The organism is Streptomyces sp. NPDC002125, assembly GCF_053593715.1.
The window spans coordinates 598,807-622,304 of sequence record NZ_JBSFDD010000002.1; the positions used below are offsets into that span (position 1 = coordinate 598,807).

The 23,498-nt window shown below is 71.8% G+C and carries 19 protein-coding genes and 2 tRNA genes; 17 read left to right on the forward strand and 4 right to left on the reverse strand.

Going from position 1 to position 23,498, the window contains the following annotated elements; all coding sequences use genetic code 11:
• Positions 1–818 precede the first annotated feature (818 nt).
• Positions 819–1,946 (forward strand): SCO2583 family membrane protein, encoded by a 1,128-nt coding sequence (locus tag ACWCQM_RS05680; RefSeq protein ID WP_450914061.1) that lies wholly within the window; start codon positions 819–821, stop codon positions 1,944–1,946.
• Here ACWCQM_RS05680 and ACWCQM_RS05685 read toward each other — a convergent pair.
• A complete protein-coding gene (locus ACWCQM_RS05685; RefSeq protein ID WP_450914062.1) occupies positions 1,888–3,045 on the reverse strand; it encodes a M48 family metallopeptidase in 1,158 nt (385 codons plus the stop codon). The genes ACWCQM_RS05680 and ACWCQM_RS05685 overlap by 59 nt on opposite strands.
• A gap of 108 nt (positions 3,046–3,153) precedes the next feature.
• On the opposite strand from ACWCQM_RS05685, the gene ACWCQM_RS05690 reads away from it, so the two are divergent.
• The 9 genes from ACWCQM_RS05690 to ACWCQM_RS05730 all read left to right on the forward strand — a co-directional run bounded on the left by ACWCQM_RS05690 (position 3,154) and on the right by ACWCQM_RS05730 (position 8,242).
• Entirely contained in the window at positions 3,154–3,306 is a 153-nt protein-coding gene (locus tag ACWCQM_RS05690) for a hypothetical protein (RefSeq protein ID WP_198959664.1), read from the forward strand.
• 84 nt (positions 3,307–3,390) lie between these two features.
• A complete protein-coding gene (locus tag ACWCQM_RS05695; protein WP_450914063.1) occupies positions 3,391–3,552 on the forward strand; it encodes a hypothetical protein in 162 nt (53 codons plus the stop codon).
• 38 nt (positions 3,553–3,590) lie between these two features.
• Entirely contained in the window at positions 3,591–4,208 is a 618-nt protein-coding gene (gene nadD, locus ACWCQM_RS05700; protein ID WP_450914064.1) for a nicotinate-nucleotide adenylyltransferase, read from the forward strand.
• Positions 4,209–4,227: 19 nt separating this feature from the next.
• Positions 4,228–5,934, forward strand: coding sequence for an LCP family protein (locus ACWCQM_RS05705; protein ID WP_450914065.1), 1,707 nt, complete (start codon positions 4,228–4,230; stop codon positions 5,932–5,934).
• Positions 5,935–6,001: 67 nt separating this feature from the next.
• Complete coding sequence (rsfS, locus tag ACWCQM_RS05710; RefSeq protein ID WP_267075766.1) at positions 6,002–6,433, forward strand: ribosome silencing factor; 432 nt, start codon at positions 6,002–6,004, stop codon at positions 6,431–6,433.
• Entirely contained in the window at positions 6,430–7,083 is a 654-nt protein-coding gene (locus ACWCQM_RS05715; RefSeq protein ID WP_267077936.1) for a histidine phosphatase family protein, read from the forward strand. The genes rsfS and ACWCQM_RS05715 overlap by 4 nt, the downstream gene beginning before the upstream one ends.
• A gap of 116 nt (positions 7,084–7,199) precedes the next feature.
• Positions 7,200–7,272 (forward strand) — tRNA-Ala (locus ACWCQM_RS05720).
• Between the two features lie 518 nt (positions 7,273–7,790).
• Positions 7,791–8,024, forward strand: coding sequence for a hypothetical protein (locus ACWCQM_RS05725; protein WP_450914066.1), 234 nt, complete (start codon positions 7,791–7,793; stop codon positions 8,022–8,024).
• A 145-nt stretch (positions 8,025–8,169) separates the two neighbouring features.
• Positions 8,170–8,242, forward strand: a tRNA-Ala gene (locus ACWCQM_RS05730).
• 135 nt (positions 8,243–8,377) lie between these two features.
• Here ACWCQM_RS05730 and ACWCQM_RS05735 read toward each other — a convergent pair.
• Both ACWCQM_RS05735 and ACWCQM_RS05740 read right to left on the reverse strand, forming a co-directional pair.
• Entirely contained in the window at positions 8,378–9,952 is a 1,575-nt protein-coding gene (locus tag ACWCQM_RS05735) for an NADH-ubiquinone oxidoreductase-F iron-sulfur binding region domain-containing protein (protein ID WP_450914067.1), read from the reverse strand.
• Positions 9,949–11,202 carry a hypothetical protein gene (locus ACWCQM_RS05740; protein ID WP_450914068.1) on the reverse strand — a complete coding sequence of 418 codons (1,254 nt, stop codon included), beginning with the start codon at positions 11,200–11,202 and terminating at the stop codon, positions 9,949–9,951. The genes ACWCQM_RS05735 and ACWCQM_RS05740 overlap by 4 nt, the downstream gene beginning before the upstream one ends.
• A 484-nt stretch (positions 11,203–11,686) precedes the next feature.
• On the opposite strand from ACWCQM_RS05740, the gene leuS reads away from it, so the two are divergent.
• The 7 genes from leuS (at position 11,687) to ACWCQM_RS05775 (ending at position 23,019) form a co-directional block, all read left to right on the forward strand.
• A complete protein-coding gene (gene leuS, locus ACWCQM_RS05745) occupies positions 11,687–14,560 on the forward strand; it encodes a leucine--tRNA ligase (protein WP_450914069.1) in 2,874 nt (957 codons plus the stop codon).
• A gap of 251 nt (positions 14,561–14,811) precedes the next feature.
• Positions 14,812–15,504 (forward strand): hypothetical protein, encoded by a 693-nt coding sequence (locus tag ACWCQM_RS05750; protein WP_450914070.1) that lies wholly within the window; start codon positions 14,812–14,814, stop codon positions 15,502–15,504.
• A gap of 246 nt (positions 15,505–15,750) precedes the next feature.
• Positions 15,751–16,596 (forward strand): DegV family protein, encoded by an 846-nt coding sequence (locus ACWCQM_RS05755; protein ID WP_450914071.1) that lies wholly within the window; start codon positions 15,751–15,753, stop codon positions 16,594–16,596.
• A 614-nt stretch (positions 16,597–17,210) separates the two neighbouring features.
• Positions 17,211–18,122, forward strand: coding sequence for a helix-hairpin-helix domain-containing protein (locus ACWCQM_RS05760; RefSeq protein WP_450914072.1), 912 nt, complete (start codon positions 17,211–17,213; stop codon positions 18,120–18,122).
• Positions 18,119–20,917 (forward strand): ComEC/Rec2 family competence protein, encoded by a 2,799-nt coding sequence (locus ACWCQM_RS05765; protein ID WP_450914073.1) that lies wholly within the window; start codon positions 18,119–18,121, stop codon positions 20,915–20,917. Before ACWCQM_RS05760 ends, ACWCQM_RS05765 begins: the two co-directional genes overlap by 4 nt.
• Positions 20,918–21,001: 84 nt before the next feature.
• Positions 21,002–21,844, forward strand: coding sequence for an arylamine N-acetyltransferase family protein (locus ACWCQM_RS05770; protein WP_450914074.1), 843 nt, complete (start codon positions 21,002–21,004; stop codon positions 21,842–21,844).
• Between the two features lie 290 nt (positions 21,845–22,134).
• Positions 22,135–23,019, forward strand: a complete 885-nt coding sequence (locus tag ACWCQM_RS05775; RefSeq protein ID WP_450914075.1) for a YceI family protein — start codon at positions 22,135–22,137, stop codon at positions 23,017–23,019.
• A gap of 187 nt (positions 23,020–23,206) precedes the next feature.
• Here the strand turns inward: ACWCQM_RS05775 and ACWCQM_RS05780 are convergent, their stop codons facing one another.
• Entirely contained in the window at positions 23,207–23,452 is a 246-nt protein-coding gene (locus ACWCQM_RS05780; protein WP_450914076.1) for a hypothetical protein, read from the reverse strand.
• Positions 23,453–23,498 lie beyond the last annotated feature (46 nt).

Here is a 23,498-nt window from a genome sequence, read left to right on the forward strand (position 1 = left end):
GGCCGGTACGTAGCCCCGGGCAAGGCACGCTCTGGGCGAGCACCGTCTGGGTCGGTACGTAGTCGCGGGCTGGCACTCTCCGGGCCGGTACGTAGCCCCGGGCAAGGCACGCTCTGGGCGAGCACCGTCTGGGTCGGTACGTAGTCGCGGGCTGGCACTCTCCGGGCCGGTACGTAGGCCCGGGCCAAGCGCGCTCCGGGCGAGCTCCGTCTGGGCCGGTACGGCCCCGGGTCAAGCGGGCTCCGGGCGAGCACCGCCCGGGCCGGTACGTAGCCCCAGGCCGACGCCCTCCGGGGCAGGTACCCTCCAGGCCGTCACGTAGCCCCGGGCCGCGCCCTCCGGGCAAGCCCGCTCCGGGCAGGCGCCCGCCGGGGCAGCACCCTTCGGAGCACGCACCCCCGGGCGAGCCCGCTCCGGGGCGAGCCCGCTTCGGGCCGAGGCCCTTCCGGCAGCCCGCTCCGGGCCCGCGCCCCTGGGCAAGCCCGCGCCCCTGGGCAAGCACGCACCCCCGGGCAACACGCGCCCTCGGGGCAAGCACGCATCCTCCGGGCCGGCACCCCGGCCCCTTGGCGCCCGGGCGCACGCCGCCTGGACGCGCTCCACCTGCGCTCCCACCTGCGGGGCGTTTACCTTGATGACGATCGACCCACTCTCAAGGTATGACCCTGTGATCCCTCCTCCCCGTCCCCGTCCCCGGGGAGAGGGCAGCCACGTGTCCATGCGTCGAACCCGTGACGGACAGCTCCGCCCGAGGCCAAGCGGCCGAGGCGGTTCCCAGCGCCAGCTCTCGCCGGTGGCGCGGAGGATCGGGAGAAGTCATGACAGGCCGCGGAAAACCGCCGGAAGGTCCGCCCGAGAACCCCTCGGGCGGGGAGGACGAATACCGCTCGGTCGTCTTCGACGAATCGTTTGTCCGCGCTGCCCGGCTGCAGGAGTTCTCCGCCCAGGAGCGGATGGGCGATCACGCACGCGCCGTACGCTCCCTCCCCGGCCGTCGGGGCACCCGACGGCACCGCTCCAGGGCGGGCATCGCCCTCGTCGTCCTGATCGTCCTGGCCTTCGCCACCGCCGTCTACATCGGCTTCCGCAACCCCTACCCGACGCCCGTCGGCAGACGTGCCGAGCCGCTTCAGACGACTGTGGTCCCGCTGGCCCCCCAAGGCCCCGTACCCGGAGGGACCGCCGAGTCGCTCCTCGCCGACGACCCCGTGGCGGCGTACCGCTCCGGTGCCTCGGGCATCAACCTGCCGACCGTCCGGAGGACGAAGAACTTCTCGGACAGCCAGGTGACCATCGCCCTGACCACGGTCAAGGACTACCTGGTGAACTCCTCGCTCGACCCGGACGTGCTCACCGGCGGGGTCGTCCGGCCGGTCGGGCGGCTGCTCGATCCGGACCAGACGGCGCAGTTCGACCGGAGCATGGACTCACCGGCCGACGACGGCGAGCACACCGCGACCGGCTGGCTGGTCCGCTTCGACCCGGCCGATGTGGAACTGGCCGCCCCCGATGTCCGCGTCCACGGCACGCTCTCCTACTCGGAGGCGGGGGCGGACACCCTGGAGGTGGTATCCGACCACACCTTCACCTACACGCTGAGGCCCGCCGTGTCCGGCCCCCACCGGGCGGACGGCGCCTCGCTGTTCACCGTGCGCCGCGTCCTCCACTTCCTCCTCGACCGTGAGGACATCCGGCTGCACCGGCTGGAGGTCCGCAACGCCTATGTCCAGGCCGGGCCGCAGTCGTGCTCGGCCGACACGGCGGGCGCGCTGCGTCCGCTGCTCGCCGGCGAGCGGGCCGACCCCCGGGGTCCCGCGGGCACCGACCCCTACGCCACGGGCATGCCCAAGGCCGGGCTCTGCGGCACGCTGGCGCTCAGCGACCCGCCTACTGCCCCTCCTCCTCAGGGCCCGGACGCCGCCACGTCCCCTCGGAGCCGTCCGTAGCGTCCGAGGACGATGTGCCGCCGTCCTTGCCGGTCGCGGCACCTCCCTTGCCGCCCGCGCCCCCGTTGGAGCCGCCGCCCGCGCCGGTGAACCTGCCCCGGAGCCTGCCTCCCAGGTCGCCCGCGCCGCCCGCGATGTCGCCGACGAGCTTCATCAGCGGGTCCTTGCTGGTGCGCACCGTGTCCGCGTAGTGCGAGGCGGACTCCCGGAAGGAGTCCGTGACCGAGGTGTCCTTGTCCTCGTCCCGCCGGGGGTAGTGGCCGTCCATGATCCGCTGGAAGTCGCGGGTCTCCGACCACTTCTTCAGCTCGGCCGCCCGCACCGTGGTGAACGGATGTGTCCGGGGCAGCACATTGAGGATCTTGAGCACGGAGTCGCGGAGGTCGCCGCCCTTCTCGTACTCGTCGGCCTGGGCGAGGAAGGCATCCACATTCATCTCGTGCAGGTGATTGCCGCCCGCGATCTTCATCAGCCCGCGCATCGAGGCGCGCTGATCCTGGCCCACCAGCAGCCCCGCCCGGTCGGCGGACAGCTCCGACTTGCGGAACCACTCGCGCAGCGCCGTCACGATCGCCATGATCGCGACATTGCCCAGCGGGATCCACGCCACCTTGACCGCGAGGTTGGTGAGGAAGAGCAATATCGTGCGGTACACCGCGTGGCCCGAGAGAGCGTGGCCCACCTCGTGGCCCACGACGGCCCGCATCTCCTCCTCGTCGAGGAGCTCCACCAGGCCGGTCGTCACCACGATGATCGGCTCGTCGAGGCCGATGCACATGGCGTTGGGCTTCGGGTCCTGGCTGACATACATCGGCGGGACCTTCTCGAGGTCCAGGATGTAACAGGCGTCGCGCAGCATGTCGTTGAGATGGGTGAACTGGGCGTCACTCACCCGGACGGAGTCCGACAGGAACAACAGCCGCAGGCTGCGCTCGGGAAGCAGCCCGCTCAGCGCCTTGAACACGGTGTCGAAACCGGTCAGCTTGCGCAGCGCCACCAGGGCGGAACGGTCCGCCGGGTGTTCGTACGCCCGCGACGAGATGCCCGGGAATCGCTTGCGGTGCCTGCTCGGCACGCCCTCGTGACTGGTGTCGGTCATGGAAGCCCCCTGTTCGTACGAGACGTAGCTCGTCCCCCTGACAAGCCAGCGTAGGCGCTGGCGCTACGGTGTGCGGGGGGCTGTGGATAACTTTGAGGAGCGCCCGGAATGCCGCATACCGCCGTACTGCTCGCCGCCGTGTCCGAGGACCAGGGGCCGGGCGACACGCTCCGCATCGTGCTGCTCGTCTCGCTGGTCGGAGCGGCGCTGCTCGCCTGGTTCCTGCTGCGCGGATACCGCAACGACGACAACAACGACTGAGTCGGCGTGAGCGTGCCCGGGGCGCCCGCATACGATGTGCGCGACGTCTCCCTCCTGATTCCCGATGGATAGGTCCTGCAGAAGATGAGCCTCACGAGCACCGCGCACCAGCTGGTCACCCTCGCCTCGGAAGGCGAGCAGGGTGGTAACCACGAAAGCCTCAGCCCGTACCTCACCGGTGGCGGCGCGCTCCTTGCGCTGCTCCTCCTGCTCTGGATCACCACCCGTTTCAACCGGGACCGCTGAGGCGGAGGCGAACAGCTGTACCAGTAGGGTCTGCACGCATGGGAGAGCAGAAATTGCCTGCCGGCAGCGGCAAGCGCCGAGTCGGCGTGATGGGCGGGACGTTTGACCCGATCCATCACGGACACCTGGTGGCGGCCAGTGAAGTGGCCGCCCAGTTCAAGCTCGACGAGGTCGTCTTCGTCCCGACCGGACAGCCGTGGCAGAAGAGCCACAAGCAGGTGTCCCCGGCCGAGGACCGCTATCTGATGACCGTCATCGCGACGGCGTCCAACCCGCAGTTCTCCGTCAGCCGCAGCGACATCGACCGTGGCGGACCGACGTACACGATCGATACGCTGCGGGACCTGCGCACCGTCCACGGCGACGCGGACCTCTTCTTCATCACCGGCGCCGACGCCCTGTCCCAGATCCTCACCTGGCGTGACGCCGAGGAGCTCTTCTCGCTCTCCCACTTCATCGGCGTGACCCGGCCGGGTCATCTGCTGACGGACGACGGACTGCCCAAGGGCGGCGTCTCGCTGGTGGAGGTTCCCGCGCTGGCGATCTCGTCCACGGACTGCCGTGCGAGGGTCGCGCAGGGTGAGCCGGTCTGGTATCTGGTGCCCGACGGTGTCGTCCGTTACATCGACAAGCGCCAGCTGTACCGCGGCGAATGAGCCACGGAGAGGGGCACCTGTGAACGACCGACAGAACCCGTACGACCCGTACCGGCAGGAGCAGCCGCAGATCATCGGCTACGACGCGTACGGGCAGCCGGTCTATCAGCAGCAGGGGCAGCAGTACGACCAGCAGCCCCAGCAGGACACGCAGTCGCAGCAGGGCTACGGCTACGACCCGTACGCCGGCACGCAGCCGCAGTACGACCCCTACGCCGGTCAGCCCACCCAGCAGACGCCGCAGGGCTACGGCTACGACGACGGCGGCTACGGGACGTACGGCTACGACACGGGCCGGCAGCCGGCCGTGGACGACACCGCCCAGCAGTGGAACGCCCCCCAGGCCCCCCAGGCTCCCGCGGCGGCGCCCGCCACGGCACCGCCCGTCCCGGAGCCGCGCCGTGAGCCCGAACCGGCCGCCGACGCCGCCGTTCCCGGACAGCGCCGCGGCGACCGTGACTACGGCACCGAGCAGTTCTCGTTCATCGAGGAGCCCGACGAGGACTCCGAAGACGTCATCGACTGGCTGAAATTCACCGAGAGCCGCAGCGAGCGGCGCGAGGAAGCCCGGCGGCGCGGCCACAACCGGATGGTCGCGCTCATAGTCGTCGTGGCCCTCGTCGTCGTCGGCGGCGCGGGCTACCTCTGGTTCGCCGGCAAGATCCCCGGAGTCTCGAGCCAGGACGAGCGGAACGCCTCGGCGACCGGCCCGCAGAAGCGGGACGTCATCGTCGTCCATCTGCACAACACCAAGAAGGGCGGCACCTCCACGGCGCTGCTCGTCGACAACGTCACCACCAAGCAGGGCACCACGATTCTGCTCCCCAACTCGCTCGCCGTGGCATCCGACGACGGATCCACCACCACCCTCGGCAAGTCCGTCGACGACGACGGGTCGACCGGCACCCGCGAGGCGATCGACACCCTGCTCGGCACCAGCATCACCGGCACCTGGCGGCTCGACACCCCGTATCTCGAGAACCTCGTCGAGCTCGTGGGCAACATCGAGGTCGACACCGACACCGATGTGCCCGACACCAAGAAGGGTGCCTCGCCCCTCGTGAGCAAGGGCGAGGCGCAGACGCTGAGCGGCCCGATGGCCGTCGCGTACGCCACCTACCGGGGCCCGGGGGAGGCCGAGACCAAGCAGCTGACGCGCTTCGGGCAGGTCATGCGCAGTGTGCTGCGCAAGATGTCGGAGGACCCCAAGGCCGCGACCGTCACGGTCGAGACCCTGGCCCAGATCCTCGACCCGTCCCTGCCCGAGCAGGACCTGGGCGCCTCCCTGGCCAAACTCGCCGGACACGCCAAGGTCGGCGACTACAAGACGGAGCTGCTCCCGGTCCAGGCCGACGGAACGCTCACCGACGAGGCCACCGAGAAGGTCGTCAAGGACATCCTGGGCGGTGCGGTGAAGGCCCCTGAACAGGGTGCGGCCGTACGCGTGGGCGTCAAGAACGCCCACGGTGACCCGAACGCGACCTCGGCGGCCAGGATCCAGCTGGTCAACGGCGGGTACTCCTTCGTCGACAGCGGCAAGGCCGACACCGAGGCGACGTCCGAGATCCTGTACGCGACCGCCGAGGACAAGGCGAAGGCGGAGGAGATCGCCAAGACTCTGGGCCTGCCGACGACCTCCGTGAAGAAGGGCAAGCCCGCTGCGAACGCCGATGTCTCCGTGATCCTCGGCCAGAACTACGAGATCCCGACGCAGTCGACGTCTTAGGGAGTAAGGGCTGTCGGCGGTCCGTGAGACCCTAGAGGTTGATCTGACCGCCGACGAAAGCCTGCATGTGACCGCCACGGACCGCTCCATCGAGCTCATCAACGCCGCCGCTCAGGCGGCCGCCGACCGGCTCGCGCACGACATCATCGCCTACGACGTCAGCGACGTGCTGTCTATCACCGACGCCTTCCTGCTGGCCTCGGCTCCCAACGACCGCCAGGTCAAGTCGATCGTCGACGAGATCGAGGAGCGGCTGCAGAAGGAGCTCGGCGCCAAGCCGGTGCGCCGCGAGGGAGACCGCGACGCCCGCTGGATCCTCCTCGACTACGTCGACATCGTGATCCACGTCCAGCACAGCGAGGAGCGTGTGTTCTACGCGCTCGAGCGACTGTGGAAGGACTGCCCCGAGATCGCCCTCCCCGAGGACGCGGTCAAGACCCGGGGCAAGGCCGAGGAGCACGCCCAGCTCAACGGCGGCACGGAAGGTGAGCTGAGCTGAACGGCAGCAGCAGCGGCAGGGGCCGCAGGATCGTCCTCTGGCGCCACGGCCAGACGGCGTGGAATCTGGAGCGCCGCTTCCAGGGTTCCACGGACATCGAGCTGACCGAGGTCGGCGTCGGGCAGGCCCGCCGCGCCGCCCGGCTGCTCGCCTCGCTGCAGCCGGACGCGATCGTCGCGTCCGACCTGCGGCGGGCGGCGGCCACGGCCGCCGAGCTCTCCTCGGTCACCGGCCTCGGCGTCGCCCATGACTCCGCGCTGCGCGAGACCTACGCGGGCGCCTGGCAGGGCCTCACCCACGAAGAGATCGTCGGGCAGTACGGCGAGCAGTACGCCGCGTGGAAGCGTGGCGAGCCGGTGCGCAGGGGCGGTGGCGAGCTCGAGACCGAGGTCGCCGACCGGGCCGCCCCGGTCGTGCTGGAGCACGCCCGCAAGCTGCCCGACGCGGGCACCCTCGTCGTCGTGAGCCACGGCGGCACGATCCGGACGACCATCGGCCGTCTGCTCGGGCTCGACGCCCACCACTGGGAAGGGCTCGGCGGGCTCTCCAACTGCTGCTGGTCCGTGCTGGGCGAAGGTGCGCGCGGCTGGCGTCTGCTGGAACACAACGCCGGCACGCTTCCCGAACCGGTGCTCGGGGACGACGATTAGCGGGCGCCCGGAGCCCGTCTCCGGGCGACGGGGACCGGATTTCACTTTCCGGCTCGTCGCAGGCTAAAGTTCTTCTTGTTCGCAGCGCGGAAACGCGGGGAAACACAGCGAACAGCGGGGCTATAGCTCAGTTGGTAGAGCGCCTGCATGGCATGCAGGAGGTCAGGAGTTCAATTCTCCTTAGCTCCACAGCAAGGATCCCGTCCCCAGCAGGGGGCGGGATCTTTTTTGTCCGGTCGTACGGATCCGGTTCCGCCGGTCGTACGGATCATCTCGGTTCCCCCGGTCGTACGGATCCGGTCTGTGGGGCGTACTGATCAGGTTTCCGCCGGTCGCGCGGATCCGGCCGGCCCCTCGCGTCGACCCCGCCCCAACTGCCCTGGCCCGTCCGGGACAAGGGCTCCCGGGGTGCTCCATGGCCTTCCTCGTGGACGTACGGGCCGCTCTCGTGCCCGTTCCTTCAGGACAAAGCCGGGGCGCGGGCCCGTCGTCGGGCTGACCTCCTTGCGGGGCCATGGCAGAATCGGAGCGCCGGAGGGCGACGGACCGATCGGGAGGGAGCGCGATGCCTGCGAGCCGCGTACGGGTCCCGGACCTGCGTCTCATCTCCACCGCAGCCCATCGCTCCCTCGCACCCCGAGGCTCCGCCGGCCCGCAGGAGGATCCCTCCGCGTGTACGGCCAGCGGCCACAGTCGGAGCTGACCGCATGGGTGCACACAGGCGGAAGTGCGACTGGTGCGGCAGCGGTACGCCCATCGTCAGGGACATGGACCCGCTCAACGCGGAGTTCCAGTACTGGTGCGAGGAGTGCGCGCGGGCGCTGATCATAAAAGGCGACCCCATCGAGACCTATCGGGAGCTCGAGGGGGAACCCATCTACGGCAGGCTCCTGGAGGAGCACTGCACGCTCAAGCGGTTCTACTCCTTCGCCACTGCCTGACGAAGCTCCGTCGCGAAGGGGCGGGCCGCAGGTCAGGGCGTCGCTCGACCGTCATATCGGGGCGGAGTGGAAACGATTTTTGATGCGCCGGGGTGACCGTGTAATGTTCTCGATGTCGCCAGGGAAACCGGGTGGCAAACAGCACGGGGCTATAGCTCAGTTGGTAGAGCGCCTGCATGGCATGCAGGAGGTCAGGAGTTCAATTCTCCTTAGCTCCACAGTGAAGAAGCGGGTCACCCGGATCGGGTGGCCCGCTTCTCGTTGTGTTTTCCGTCTCCCCGGAGGAGACCGGGGCGCCACGCAGAGCCGGGGAAGACCGGGAGGCAGCTTCTGACGGCCCCGGAGCCCCCGGATCAGCCCCGTCCGCTGCCCAGGGCCCTGCGCTCCGCGCTCGGCAGCGAGGGCCGTTCGGCGGGAGCGTGTTCGATACGGAGGGCCAGCGCCGGGCATCGCCGTACGGCCCGCTGGGCACGGCCCCGCAGGTGCATCGGGACGGAGGCGTCCGCGAGCGCCGGGTATCCGTCGGGGCCCAGCCTGATCAGCTCGGGCACGATGTCCGCGCACAGCCCGTGCCCCTGGCAGAGCGTCCAGTCCACCGCCAGCTTCTCGCCGCTGGGAATGGACTCGTCCAGGCCCTCGTAGCCGACTGCGGGCAGGGGCAGCACCCCGAGCGTCTCCCGCCCGCAGCCGCCGTCCAGCACATGCGCGGCCAGGTCGTCCGTGAACGCCGAGAGAGTGGACGCCAGGAAGCGCGCCGATCCGTCCGGATGCTTGCACGCCCCGCGGCCCTTGACGGCCTGGGTCACCTCGCGCAGTGCCTCCAGGGCGGCCGGCCCACCGCCGTTCAGCACGTCGGACAGGCCGCCCGCGGCGGCCGGAAGCCCCAGCTTGCACGGGCCGCACTGGCCCGCGGTCTCGGCGGCCAGCCAGTTCGCGATCCTCAGCGACTCGCCGATCGGGCAGGTCTCCGGCCCGATCGGCAGGATCGCGCCCGCGCCGAGCGCGCCGCCCGCCGCGGCCAGGGAGGCCCTGGACACCATGGCGTCGTGCGAGGCGACCGCGTCGATCCAGTTGCCGTGATAGCCGCCGGTGAGGACGCCCTGGGGCAGTGGAGGGGCTCCGGCCAGCTGAAGGACGTAACGCAGGGGTACTCCCGTGGGCACCTCGATCACCATCGGGCGCGCCACGGCCCCCGAGACTGTGAGCAGGACGGTGCCCGGCTCGTCGGCGAGACCGGTGTGTCCGTAGCGGCGGGAGCCGATCCGGGCGGCGACCGCGAGCTGTGCGTACGTCTCCGCGTTCGACAGGAGCGTCGGGGCGCCGGCCACCCCGGACTCCGCCGCGCGCTCGCGGCGGCCGGGCGGCAGCGCCGGGCCGCCGTTCACCGCCCTGATGACCGCCGAGGCCTCACCGGAGACCATGCGCTCCGGGGTACGCACGACACGGGCGCGCAGATGTTGTCCGCGCCGGTCGGACAGACCGCGCTCGGCCAGGGCGGAGCGCACGGAGATCTCCGTGGAGTTGCGTGTGACGGCCACCACCAGCGTCCGGGCGCCGAGCGCCTCCGCCGCCAGCAGCGCGCCGTCCAGGATGAGGTGCGGAGCGCGGTTGAGCAGCACGGTGTCCTTGCGGCAGGCCGGTTCGCCCTCGCTGCCGTTGATCACCACCACGGGCCGGACCCCGCGGCGTATGGATGACTTCGCCACCGCGCGGAGCTTCTTCCCGAAGGGGAAGCCCGCGCCGCCGCGGCCGCGCAGCGAGATGGCCTCGGCCAGTTCGGCGAGCCGCTCGCCCGTCATCGGCTCGAGAGGGCCGTGCACCTTCAGATGCATGGCGAGGTCGAGGCGTTCCACCAGGTCGAAGCCGGTGGTGAGCTGGGGGAGCCCGACGACGCGGACCTCGGGCACATCGGGGAGGGGGGCGTTCACGGTCGGTCTCCTGCGGGTGCGTGCCAGGGTGCTCCGGCCGGAGGCGGGTAGAGCGGCCCCGGCAACTGTTCGGTCTCCTGGTCGGGCGTGGGAGGCGGGGGAGCGGCGTAGGTGGGCCTGAGCGCCTGCGCGGGAGGCGCGGGTGAGGGCGCGGGCCAGAGGTCGTCCGCCGTCCGCTCCTGCGGCCGTACGGAGGGCCGGGAGACGGCCCGGTACGCGGCGGAGATGCCCTGCCGGGGGCCCGCCGACGGCGAGGGGGCCGCGACAGGACCGGGGGCGAGCCGCCCGGAGCCGGGAGGCGGGGGCTCGTACCCCCGCGGGGCGTACTCCGGGGCACCCGGAGGCGCGTACTCCGCCTGCCCGTACTGCGGTTGTCCCTGGAGCCGGGGTTCGTACGCCGGTGGTACGTACGGTGGCACCGCGGGCTGAGCGGCGCCGGCGAGCGTCCGGGAGCGGACCGGGGTGCCGCGCACCCCGTGGTCGTCCTCGCCCCAGCCGGGAGCCTCGGGCGGCAGGCCCCTGGAGATCCGCGGAGGCAGGTGTTCCGAGCCGGGCGGCGGGGAAGAGCGTATGACCGGGTCCGATGCGGACACGGGCACGTCCGGGCTGATCAGGGCGGAGATCCGGTCGGTGATCGCGCGCTTGGCCGGGGGCGGAAGCAGACGGAGGCCGAGCGCGCCGGCCACCGCCGCCAGGCAGAGCATGTACATCACGACGACCCAGGTCGCGGGCTGCCTGCCCGCGTACAGCCCGTGCACCAGAGCGGAGCACCAGGCCGGGTAGGCCAGGGCGTGCAGTGCGCGCCAGCGGCCCGCGATCCTTCCCGGGGTGGCGAAGGCGCTGCGCATCGCCCCGGTCGCGGCAGCGATGATCATCAGCAGTCCGGCCAGCGAGCCGAAGCCGATGAGACCGGCGGTGCCGCCGACACCGGTGCCGAAGGGAATGAGGGCGCCGATCAGGCCGACGTGTCCGAGGGCGATCTTCACGGTGCCGTGCAGCAGGAGGAAGCCCAGCGAGGCGACGGCCGAGGCCCGGTGGATGCCCTGGCAGAGCAGCCGCTGACGGGTCGAGAGAAACAGCCGGTCGGTGGCCAGCAGGCCCCAGGCGACCGCCGCGGTGAGCGACACCAGCGTCAGGACGCCGGTGGTGAAGTCGAACGCGGTGCGCATGCCGTCGCTCCCGGCGACGGCGAGCAGAGGAATGAGGACCAGTGCCGCGACGGCCAGTCCGCCCCGCAGCGGGGGGCTCATTCCTGGGCTCGGGCTCATGGTGGGGGACGAGCGGATCCTGCGATGAGGCTTCATGGGGGGCGACTCCGAATGGCTCGGCAAAGCGGTCCCGTTGCCGCATGCTAGGTCGCCCCATACCGGCCGGTACGAGCTTTGAGCGGTTGCCCCGTTAGAGGGCAGTACGCGGAGTAACCTCCGGAGTGTGTGGGTCGTGTGGAAGCTTCGCGCGTTTCGCGTGCCTGCCGGTCCGGGGGCGGCGGGGCCCGCACCGCTCCCCGGCGGGCAGATGTGCCGGGCCGGGCCCCGGGCCCGTGCGGTACCCTGACGCCATGCGTGCCGTACGCCTTCTGCTTAGCGAGCCGCGCTGATCACTCCCGACCGGTGAGAATGCCTGGTCGGACTCGGCGCGGCGTCCCCTCCTGTGCGAGGGGATTTTTCGTTTCCGTAGACGTGTGTCCGTAGACGTGGGCGCCGGCAGATGACGATCGATGGAGCTTTGAGGATCATGAGCGAGACGAACACCGCGGCCGAGGTGGCCGCGCCGCACCGCTACACGGCAGCGATGGCCGCCGACATCGAGGCACGCTGGCAGGACTTCTGGGACGCCGAGGGGACGTACGAGGCTCCGAACCCGACCGGTGATCTGGCGGACGACCCCGAGCTGGCCGCCAAGCCGAAGAAGTTCATCATGGACATGTTCCCGTACCCCTCGGGTGCGGGCCTGCATGTCGGCCACCCGCTGGGCTACATCGCCACCGACGTCTACGCCCGCCACCAGCGGATGACGGGGCACAACGTCCTGCACACCCTCGGCTTCGACGCCTTCGGCCTGCCGGCCGAGCAGTACGCCGTGCAGACGGGCACCCACCCGCGGGCCTCCACCGAGGCCAACATGGAGAACATGAAGGTTCAGCTGCGCCGGCTGGGCCTGGGCCACGACAAGCGCCGCTCGTTCGCCACGATCGACGCGGACTACTACAAGTGGACCCAGTGGATCTTCCTGCAGATCTTCAACTCCTGGTACGACACCGAGGCCGGCCGGGCCCGCCCGATCGCCGAGCTGGTCGCCCAGTTCGAGAGCGGTGAGCGTCCCGTTCCCGGCGGCGGCGCATGGGGCGCGCTGAGCGCCGCCGAGCGCGCCGACATCCTGGGTCAGTACCGGCTGGCGTACGCGTCGGACGCGCCGGTCAACTGGTCGCCCGGGCTGGGCACCGTGCTGGCCAACGAAGAGGTGACGGCCGACGGCCGCTCCGAGCGCGGCAACTTCCCGGTCTTCAAGGCCAAGCTGCGCCAGTGGAACATGCGTATCACCGCCTACGCGGACCGGCTGCTGGACGATCTGGACGGGCTGGACTGGCCCGAGGCCATCAAGCTGCAGCAGCGCAACTGGATCGGCCGCTCCGAGGGCGCGCGCGTCGACTTCCCCGTCGACGGGGCCGGCGACATCACCGTCTTCACCACCCGTCAGGACACCCTGTTCGGCGCCACCTACATGGTGCTGGCCCCGGAGCACGAGCTGGTCGAGCGGATCATCCCCGCCGCCTGGCCCGAGGGCACCCACCCGGTGTGGACCGGCGGCCACGCGAACCCGGCCGAGGCCGTCACCGCGTACCGCAAGCAGGCCGCCGCCAAGTCCGACGTCGAGCGGCAGGCGGAGGCCAAGGACAAGACCGGCGTCTTCACCGGCGCGTACGCGACCAACCCGGTCAGCGGCGAGCAGGTTCCCGTCTTCATCGCCGACTACGTCCTGATGGGATACGGCACCGGCGCGATCATGGCCGTACCGGCGCACGACGCGCGCGACTTCGCGTTCGCGCGCGCCTTCGAGCTGCCGATGCGCTGTGTCGTCGAGCCGTCGGACGACCGCGGTACGGACGCCTCCTCGTGGGACGACGCCTTCGCCTCGTACGACGCGAAGCTGGTCAACTCCGCCAACGACGAGATCTCCCTGGACGGCCTGGGCGTCGTCGAGGCCAAGGCGAAGATCACCGAATGGCTGCAGGCGCGTGGCGTCGGCGAGGGCACCGTCAACTTCCGGCTGCGCGACTGGCTGTTCAGCCGTCAGCGCTACTGGGGCGAGCCCTTCCCGATCGTGTACGACGAGGAGGGCATCGCCCACCCGCTGCCCGAGTCGATGCTGCCGCTGGAGCTGCCCGAGGTCGAGGACTACTCGCCGCGCACCTTCGACCCGGAGGACGCCGACACCCAGCCCGAGACCCCGCTGTCCCGGAACGCCGACTGGGTCAACGTCACCCTGGACCTGGGTGACGGCGCCGGTCCGCGGAAGTACCGCCGCGAGACCAACACCATGCCGAACTGGGCGGGGTCCTGCTGGTACGAGCTGCGCTACCTGGACCCGAACAACGACCAGCGGCTGGTCGACCCGGCGATCGAGCAGTACTGGATGGGGCCGCGCGAGGGGCAGCCGACCGGTGGTGTCGACCTGTACGTCGGCGGTGCCGAGCACGCGGTGCTGCACCTGCTGTACGCCCGCTTCTGGTCCAAGGTCCTGCACGACCTGGGGCACATCTCGTCGGCCGAGCCCTTCCACAAGCTGTACAACCAGGGCATGATCCAGGCCTTCGTCTACCGGGACAGCCGCGGCATCGCGGTCCCGGCCGCCGAGGTCGAGGAGCGCGACGGCGGCTACTTCCACGGTGACGAGAAGGTCAGCCGCGTCCTGGGCAAGATGGGCAAGTCCCTGAAGAACGCCGTGACGCCCGACGAGATCTGCGGCGAGTACGGCGCGGACACCCTGCGGCTGTACGAGATGGCCATGGGACCGCTGGATGTCTCGCGTCCGTGGGACACCCGTGCCGTGGTCGGCCAGTACCGGCTGCTGCAGCGGCTGTGGCGCAACATCGTCGACGAGGAGACCGGTGAGGTCACCGTCGTGGACACGGAGCCCGGCGACGACACGCTGCGGGCGCTGCACAAGGCCATCGACGGTGTCGGCCAGGACATGGCGGGGATGCGCTTCAACACCGCCATCGCCAAGGTCACCGAGCTGAACAACCACCTGACGAAGGCGGGCGGCCCGCTGTCGCGGTCGGTCGCCGAACGGCTGGTGCTGCTGATCGCGCCGCTGGCACCGCACGTGGCGGAGGAGCTGTGGCGCCGGCTGGGCCACACCGAGTCCGTGGTGCACCAGGACTTCCCCGTCGCGGACCCGGCCTACGTCGTGGACGAGACGGTGACCTGCGTGGTGCAGATCAAGGGCAAGGTCAAGGCCCGGCTGGAGATCTCCCCGTCGATCACGGACGAGGAACTGGAGGCGCTGGCCCTGGCCGACGAGAACATCGTGGCCGCCCTGGGCGGGGCAGGGGTGCGCAAGGTGATCGTGCGGGCGCCGAAGCTGGTCAACATCGTTCCCGCGTAGTCGGCGGCCGGCCGTGTGGCCGGTGACCGGCCCGCGTGGCCGGTGATCGCCCCTGTCCGACCGCCCCGTCCGACCGGCGCCGGGCGGTCCGCCGCCGCGGGCGAGGTGCTCCGGGCGGCCGCCCGGATGTGCCAGGGCTTTCCCCTACGGGCAGGTTGGGGGTTCCGATGGAACCCTCGGCCTGCCCGTTCCGTTTACGGTAGAAGGGCGGGCCGCACGCGGGCAGCCGATTCGACAACCTAGGGGCGTTCATGGAAGCCGTGATCCTGATCCTGACGCTGCTGTTCGTCGCGTTCATGGCGCTCGGGGTGTACGCGGGGGTCAAGGCGGTGCGCGCGGCCAAGCGCGGCGTGGACCGGACGATCACCCAGGCCCGCCGCTCCGTGGAGGACACCGCGCTGCGGGCCAAGAGCTACGGCCAGCCGGGTGTGCCGGGTGAGCTCGCGCAGCTCCGGCTGGCGCTGCGCACCTCGATGCGGGCCACGCAGGACGCGCTGAACGCCGGAGCGCAGGAGGACGCCTCCCTCTCGGAGTCGCTCGCGCTCTTCCGCCGCCTGAGCGCCCATGGACACGAGCTCGACAACGACTTGAAGCGTCTGGAGCGCGAGCCGGACCGGGCGACGGTGGCCGATCTGCTGCCGGGCCTGAAGGAACGCACGCAGCGCATCACGCACTCCGCCGAATCGCTGCGCTGGGCGGCGCGTGACCGGGCGCGGCAGTTCGCCGACGACGACCTGGCCACGCTGAACGCACAGATCGACGTCGAGGCCGGAGCCCTGCGGCACTGGAAGACGGAGGAGCCGCAGGCCCAGGGCGACACCGCGGGCCGGAGCTGGAGCGGACCGGCCGACGAGGAGGCGCCGCAGGCGCTGGCTCCCGCCGACCCGCGACTGAACGCCGAGTACCCGTGGCAGAAGTCGGCCAGGCCCGAGACCACGAACTGACCGACCCCGCAACGGCGACCGGTCGCATGCGGTCGGATCGCGTGCCGCGCGTATACCGGTCGCACGCGGGCGGATTGCGTGCCGCGTGCGACCGGTCGGATGCAGTCGGATTGCGTGCCGCGTGTATGAGGAATGCGTACCGGAGAAGCCCGAAGCACGTCGAGACGGCCTCCGGCCCGATCGGAATTGATCAACAGGGTGGTCCCGGGCTGCCGTGTCCCCACCCCGGAAGGTAACCTCCGGCTCATGTCCCGCCATGTCGCGATCGTCACCGATTCAACGGCCTACCTGCCGCCCCAGACGATGGAACGGCACGGCATCACCGCGGTGCCGCTGACCGTCGTCCTGGGTGATCAGGCCCTGGAGGAAGGGACGGAGATCTCGGCCCGGTCGCTGGCTCTGGCCCTGCAGAAGCGCCGCTCCGTGACCACGTCACGGCCCAGCCCCGAGGTCTTCGCGGCCACCTATCGCGCGGTGGCGGAGGCGGGGGCCACCGGCATCGTCTCGCTCCATCTGTCCGCCGAGTTCTCCGGCACGTACGACGCGGCGCTGCTCGCCGCGAAGGACGCCCCCGTACCGGTACGTGTGGTCGACACCGGCATGGTCGCCATGGCCCTCGGCTTCTGCGCGCTGGCCGCCGCCGAGGCCGCGGAGGCCGGCGGCGGCCTCGACGAGGCGGTGGCGGCGGCCGAGAAGCGGGCGGAGGGCACGTCCGCGTTCTTCTACGTCGACACGCTGGACTATCTGCGCAGGGGCGGGCGGATAGGCGCGGCCCAGGCGCTGCTGGGGTCCGCCCTGGCCGTAAAGCCGCTGCTCCAGCTCGAAGGGGGCCGTATCGAGATGCTGGAGAAGGTGCGGACGGCGTCCAAGGCGATCGCACGGCTGGAGGAGATCGTCGCGGCGGAGGCGGGCACCGGTGCGGTGGACGTCGCGGTCCACCACCTGGCGGCCCCGGACGGTGCCGAACGGCTGGCGGAGCGGCTGCGGGGGCGGATCCCCGGGCTCGTGGACCTTCATGTCAGCGAGGTGGGCGCGGTGATCGGCGCACACACCGGGCCTGGCCTGCTGGGAGTTGTCGTCTCACCGCGCTGAAGTCGTCTCACCACGCTGAATCCCGATCCCGGTCTCCCTCCTGCCCTCACCCTTGTGGGTGGCGGAGTTATCCACAACTGTCGAGTTTTCCACCGTAATTGGTACGTCTCGGCGAGTTTTCGCGGAAGTGTCTAGCGTCGTGAGGCATGACCTTCCGATCGCTTCATGTATCCGGCGACGCGCGTGGCCTCGCTCCTCACCTGGCTCCGGCGGCGCCCGCTCTGTCCGAGGCCGTCCTCACCGCACATCGCGCCGTGCCTCGCGTCTCGCGTGGGAGCGGCCCGCCGGGGCGGGTCCGGCACAGGTCCGGTGTCCGTCCCGGGGGACCGGCCGGCACGTCGCCGGGCGGCGCCTCACGCGGTCGGCACGTGCGCGGGCGGAGAACCACGCGTGGGACGGACGCCGAAGTCGCGGCAGCCTCCCGGCTCCGGGCGGACGCCCTGATGGCGGGCGAGCGGGCGGGCGCGGATCCGCGAACGGCCGCCACCGTGCCGGCGGCTTCGGGTGCGGCTTCCCGTGCCCATCCCGGTGTGCCGTCCATCACCCCCTTCACTACGCCGTCCAACTCGCCTTCCGGTACGCCTTCCGGGACAGGGGGAGTCCCGGCATCCGGCGTGGCGGAGCCGGTTCGGGCCGCTCGTGACCGGGAGGCGCCCTCCTGGGCGGTGGCCGCGTCGCAGCCCCGGGGGGATCAGCCCGCCCAGGCACCGCCCACGTCCGGAGTGGGCCGCTCGGAGGCTTCGGCGGGCGGGCTGCCCTCCCTGTCGCGTAACGAGGCGCCCGGTTCGCCTGCCGCGCGTCAGAGATGGTGGCGGGAGGCCGGAGCCGCCCTGCGGGACCGGTTACCGCTGTGGGTGCAGCTCCGGTGCGGTCTGGAGCCGCGCACGCTCGCCGCACTCGCCGTCGTCCTGGTCGGGGCCGCTGTGCTGGCGGCGGCGCACTTCTGGTCGGCCCGCCCCGAGCCCGTGCGTGCCCCCGAGCGGATGGCCGAGGCCGCCGCGGTCCAGGCGGAAGGGGCCGGGGCCCCGTCGGCCCAGCTGTCCGGCACCGCGCCAGGACCGGCCACCGGTTCGCGGACCGGTGCGGGACCGGGTGGACGGATCGTCGTCGATGTGAGCGGCAAGGTGCGGCATCCGGGTATCAGACATCTGCCTGCCGGTTCCCGCGTCGAGGACGCCCTGCGCGCGGCAGGCGGCGTGCGCGAGGGCGCCGATGTCACCGGACTCAACCGCGCGCGTGTCCTGATGGACGGGGAGCAGGTCGCGGTCGGCGTGCCCCCGGCGCTGCCGGTCGGCGGACCGGCGGCGGCCTCCGGGCCCGGAGCCGGGCAGGGGGCGTTGGTGAGCCTCGGCACGGCCACCGTGGAGCAGCTCGAAACCCTGCCGGGCGTCGGGCCGGTGCTCGCCCAGCACATCGTCGACTACCGCACCGAGCACGGGGGTTATCGCTCGGTCGACGAACTGCGTGAGGTCGACGGAATCGGTGACCGCCGGTTCGCGGACCTCCGGCCCCTGGTCGGCCCATGAGCACCGCCGACGTCGATACGGACCCGGGCCGGCGGCAGGGCTCCGCCGACCCGTGCCAGGAAGCCCCTGCCGATCTGCGGCTCGTTCCTCCGGCCCTCGCGGCGTGGGCTGCGGCCGGCCTGGCCCTGGGCGCGCCGGGATGGTGGACGGCGGCGGGGGTGGTGCTCTGCACCTGCGCCGGCCTCGGCCTCGTCGTCGCCTCGCGGGCCAGGGCCCGCCGGGCGGGCGGGGCCTCGGGGTCCGAGGTCCCTTCGGGGTCCGGTGCGCCGCCGGAGCGCGCAGGGCCGGCGGGTCGCACCGGGCGGCCCGGGGACACGGGCGCGCCGGGGCCCGTGAGGACGCCAGGAAATGCGGGGCCAGCCGGGCGCAGGGGGCGGCTCGGGGATGCTGGACGGCTCGGGCGGCTCGGGGATGCTGGGCTGCTTGGCCGGTTCGGGGAGGCTGGGCGGCTCGAGGATGCTGGGCTGCTTGGCCGGTTCGGGGAAGCTGGGCGGCTCGGGCGGGCCGGGGCGGCGTGGGCCGGTGTCGCTGCCGGGGTGCTGCTCTGCGCGGCGGCGGGGGCCGCGGTGGCGGGGCTTCACAGCGCCGATGTCCGTACCGGCCCCGTTCCCGCGCTGGCGCTGGACTACGCGCGGGTCGAAGCGGAGCTCACCGTCACGTCCGATCCACGGCAGACCCGGCCGCGCGTGCAGGGCGACCACAGCACACCTGTATCCCTGCTCCTGAACGCCGAGATCAACCGGCTGACAGCCCCCGACGGCTCGGTCACCACGCTCAGCACCCCGGTGCTCGTCATGGTCGCCCCGGGGGAAGCGGCCGCGCGGTGGCAGCGGCTGCTGCCTTCCACGGGGCTGAGCATCAAGGGCCGTCTCGCACCATCGCGCCATGACGGAGAAAGGATCGCGGCCGTACTCGGCACCGACGCGGGCGAACCGCCACTCGTCACCGCGGAGCCGTCCACGCTCCAACGTGCCGCCGGACAGCTGCGCTCCGGACTGCGGGAGGCCACCGACGGGCTCGGCCCCGACGCGCGGGCCCTCCTGCCGGGACTGGTGGTCGGCGACACCTCCCGGGTCCCGCCCGAACTGCACGACGCCTTCAGGACCACCGACCTCACTCATTTGTTGGCCGTGTCCGGCGCCAATCTGTCGATCCTGCTCTTCCTCCTCATCGGGCCGCCGGGCACGGCCCTCCGCAGCGAACGCCGAGGCCTGGCGCCCAGGTTGGGCATCTCCCTGCGGGCGACCGCGCTGGCCGGCGGCGGGATCGCCCTCGCCTTCGTGATCGTCTGCCGCCCCGAGCCGAGCGTCCTGCGCGCGGCGGCATGCGGGCTGATCACGCTGCTCGCCATCGGCACGGGCCGGCGCAGATCGCTGATCCCCGCACTGGCCGCCGCCGTTCTGCTGCTCGTGCTGTACGACCCGTGGCTCGCCCGCAGTTACGGGTTCCTGCTGTCCGTGCTCGCCACCGGGGCGCTGCTCACGGTCGCGCCACGGTGGAGCGGATCGCTGCAGCGGCGCGGTGTCCCGGCACGGCTCGCCGAGGTGCTGGCATCGGCGGGAGCCGCGCAGGCGGTCTGCGCACCGGTGGTCGTGGTCCTCGCCTCCCGGGTCGGGCTGGTGGCGATCCCCTGCAATCTGCTGGCCGAGTTCGCGGTGGCCCCAGCGACGGTCCTGGGCTTCGCCGCGCTCGCCGCGGCCCCCGTGTCCATGCCCGTGGCGCAAGGGCTGGCGACGGTCGCAGGCTGGCCCGCCGGATGGATCGCCACCGTCGCGCGCACCGGAGCCGCCCTTCCCGGGGCGGAGGTCGACTGGCCGAGCGGCTGGCGCGGTGCGGCTCTCCTGGCGGTCCTCACCGCCGTCCTGGTGCTGTCCGCCCGCCGCCTGGCCCGCCATCCGTGGGTCTGTTCCGCCGCCGCGCTCCTGCTGGTGCTCGCGGTGCTGAGACCGGTGCCGCTCACCCGGCTGATGACGGGATGGCCGCCGCCGGGCTGGGCCTTCGCCCTGTGCGACGTGGGGCAGGGAGACGCCATGGTGCTCGCCGCGGGAGACGGCACGGGCGTGGTGGTGGACGCCGGTCCTGAGCCCCGGCTCGTCGACCGGTGTCTCCGAGACCTCGGTGTCACCCGCGTTCCCCTCCTGCTGCTGACGCACTTCCACGCGGACCATGTGCGCGGACTGCCCGGTGTGCTGCGGGGCCGTGAGGTCGGTGCGATCCAGACGACGCACCTGGACGAACCGCCCGAGCAGGCGGCGTTCGTGAGGAGAACGGCCGAGACCGCGCATGTCCCGATGGTCCGGGCGATACCGGGGGAGCGGCGCCGCGCCGGCCCGCTCGACTGGCAGGTGCTCTGGCCTGCCGCCGAGTCCTGGAGGGCGGGGTCGCCGTACGTGACCGAGCCCCGGGTGAAGGAATCGTCGTACGTGACCGAGGAGCCGAACGACTCCAGCGTCACCCTCCTCGTGCGGTCCGGCGGGCTGACCCTGTTGCTCCTCGGTGATCTCGAACCACCGGCACAGCGAGGGGTGTTGCGCGGTCATCCCACACTGCCCAGGGTCGACGTGCTCAAGGTCGCGCACCACGGCTCCGCCCACCAGGACCCCGCGCTCCTGAGCAGTGTCCGGCCTAGGCTCGCCCTCATCAGCTGCGGCGCGGACAACCCGTACGGCCATCCGGCGGCCCGTACGGTCGACGCGCTCGAAGCCGCGGGGGCGAAGGTTCTGCGTACCGACACCCATGGGGCGATCGCGGTGACCGGGGCAGGGGCCGGGCTGCGCGCGGCGGGACGCTCGTGAACGCGGAGTTCCCGCCCGGGTCGACCGAAAGGCCTAGGTCCGGTGGCTCATGCGGTGCGGTGCGGGCCGCGCCAGACTGCCGGTATGGACGAGGAACAGCCGCAGCCGACCAGGGCACCCGCACTCTCTACCGGCCCCGCGCCCGCCTGGGTGGACGCCTACCTGGAGCGTATCGGTGCCACCCGCCCCGCCCGCGCCGACGCGTCAGCACTGCGCGCACTGCAACTGCGCCACCTGCTGACCGTGCCCTTCGAGAACCTGTCGATCCATCTGGGGCAGGACATCGTCCTGGAGGAGGAGAAGCTGGTCGACAAGATCGTGACGGAGGGGCGGGGCGGCTTCTGCTACGAACTCAACGGTGCCTTCGCCGGGCTGCTGCGCGAGCTCGGGTTCCGCGTCACCCTGCTCCAGGCGCGGGTCTTCGGCGACGGCGGGCGCCTCGGCATCCCGTACGACCATGTCGCCCTGCGTGTGGAGACCGACGACGGTACGGGCCCCTGGCTCGCCGACGTCGGCTTCGGCGACCATGCCGTGCACCCTCTCGCGCTGGATGCCCGCACGGAGCAGGACGATCCCTGCGGTGTGTTCCGCTTCAGGGCGGCGCCTCAGGGTGACCTCGATCTGCTGCGCGGGGGTTCGCGGCAGTTCCGCCTGGACCTGAGGCCGCGTGTGCTGGCGGACTTCCGGGCGGGGGCCTGGTACCACCGCACCTCGCCGGACTCCCACTTCACCCGCTCCGTCGTCTGCTCCCGGCGCACCGAGGACGGCCGGGTGACCATCCGCGGCCGGACCCTGATCACGACCACGCACGGCGAGCGGTACGAGACGGAGTTGAGCACCGACGCCGACGTACTCGCCGCCTACCGCGACCACTTCGGGCTGGAGCCGGCAAGTCCGCCCGCCGTGCGCCCGGTCATGACCGCCTGACCGGGCCGGAGCGGGCCAGGCCGGGCCGGACCGGAGGGGGCCGGACCTGACCTGACCGGACCGCGGAGAGGAGAAAGGCGGGCGAAGCGGGCAATGCGGATCTTCGGTAGTATCTGCGTGCAGCGGTGCACAGCTGCGTACAGCTCGTCACAACCCCTCTGAGCTGCGGCGTTTGCCTCGAACCTCGCAACGATGATCGAATGTGCATTCGTCGGCGGGCCGCTGCTCCGACAACGACGTTCAGGTGTCGGGGGTCCGAGGTGAGAACCGCCCCTGGGGAGTGCGTGCACATGTTCGGCCGTTGGGCAGGCAGCAGAGCGAAGTCCGGCACCTCCCAGAACAGCCCCCTCGCAGGTCTCCCGGTGCCGCTCACCGCGGGCATGCTGAGCTGCCGGGTGCTGGACCCCGTCAGTGAACCCGTGCGGCGGGCGGACTTCGTCGTCACCGACAAGGCCGGCCGTACGATCGTCGGCGGCGAGACGGACCCCTTCGGGAACGTGGTCGCCACTGTGCCCGCGGGCGACTACCGCGTGGGGGTTACGGCCGACGGTTTCACCCCCTTCCACGGTTCGGCCACCGTGACCGAGGGCGGCCACGCGAGCCTCGGCGACGTGAGCCTCCAGGTCGCGCAGCCCCCGCAGCTCCCCGACCCGGGCGACTGGGAGATAGAGCCCACGCACACCCAGATCGGCTTCACCGCACGCCATATCGGCATGGCCCGCATCCACGGCAGGTTCAACACCTTCGCCGGCGCCGTCCGGATCGCGGACCGCATGGAGGACTCCGCCATGCACGTCGTCATCGACGCCTCGTCGATCGACACGAACGTGCAGATGCGGGACGACCACCTGCGCTCCGCCGACTTCCTCGACATCGGGCGCTACCCGACCCTGGAGTTCTACAGCGAGCGCTTCGTGCACCGCGGCGGCACCCGCTGGGGGGTCACCGGTGCGCTCACCCTGCACGGGGTGAGCCGGACCATCACGCTCGACACGCAGTACCTCGGTCTGGGCAACGGGCTGGAGGGCGAGACCAGGGCCGCCTGCCGGGCGACGACCGAGCTGCACCGCGAGGACTTCACGCTCACCTGGCAGACGATGCTGGCGCGCGGCATCGCGGTCGTCGGCCCCAGCATCAAGATCGACATGGACATCCAGATCGTCCCCAAGGGCTGAAGGCCGCCGGTTCCGCTCCCGTGGCATGTGGCCGCCGGTTCCGCTCCCGTGGCATGTGGCCGCCGGTTCCGCTCCCGTGGCACGCGGCCGCCGGTTCCGCTCCCGTGGCATGTGGCCGCCGGTTCCGCTCCCGTGGCATGTGGCCGCCGGCACCGCTCCCCGTGGCATGCGGCCGTCGGTGGGACGCCTACGGCTCCTCCAGCCAGCCCTCGTACTCCGCGGCGAAGGCGTCGAGCGCCGTGGAGTCCAGCCGTGCGGCCGGGTCCTCCACCACGACCAGCCACTGGGCGTCCTCGGCGTCGTCCTCCCCGGCCAGGGCGTCCCGTACAAGCTGGGGCTCCTCGGTGACGCCGAACCTGTCGGCCAGCTCCCCCGCGACCTCCTCGGCCGCGTCGCGGTCCGGCAGCACCAGCACATGTCTCACATCGCTCACCCGGTCATTCTCCGGTACGGCCGGGGCGGGCCCGCGCCCGGGCGGC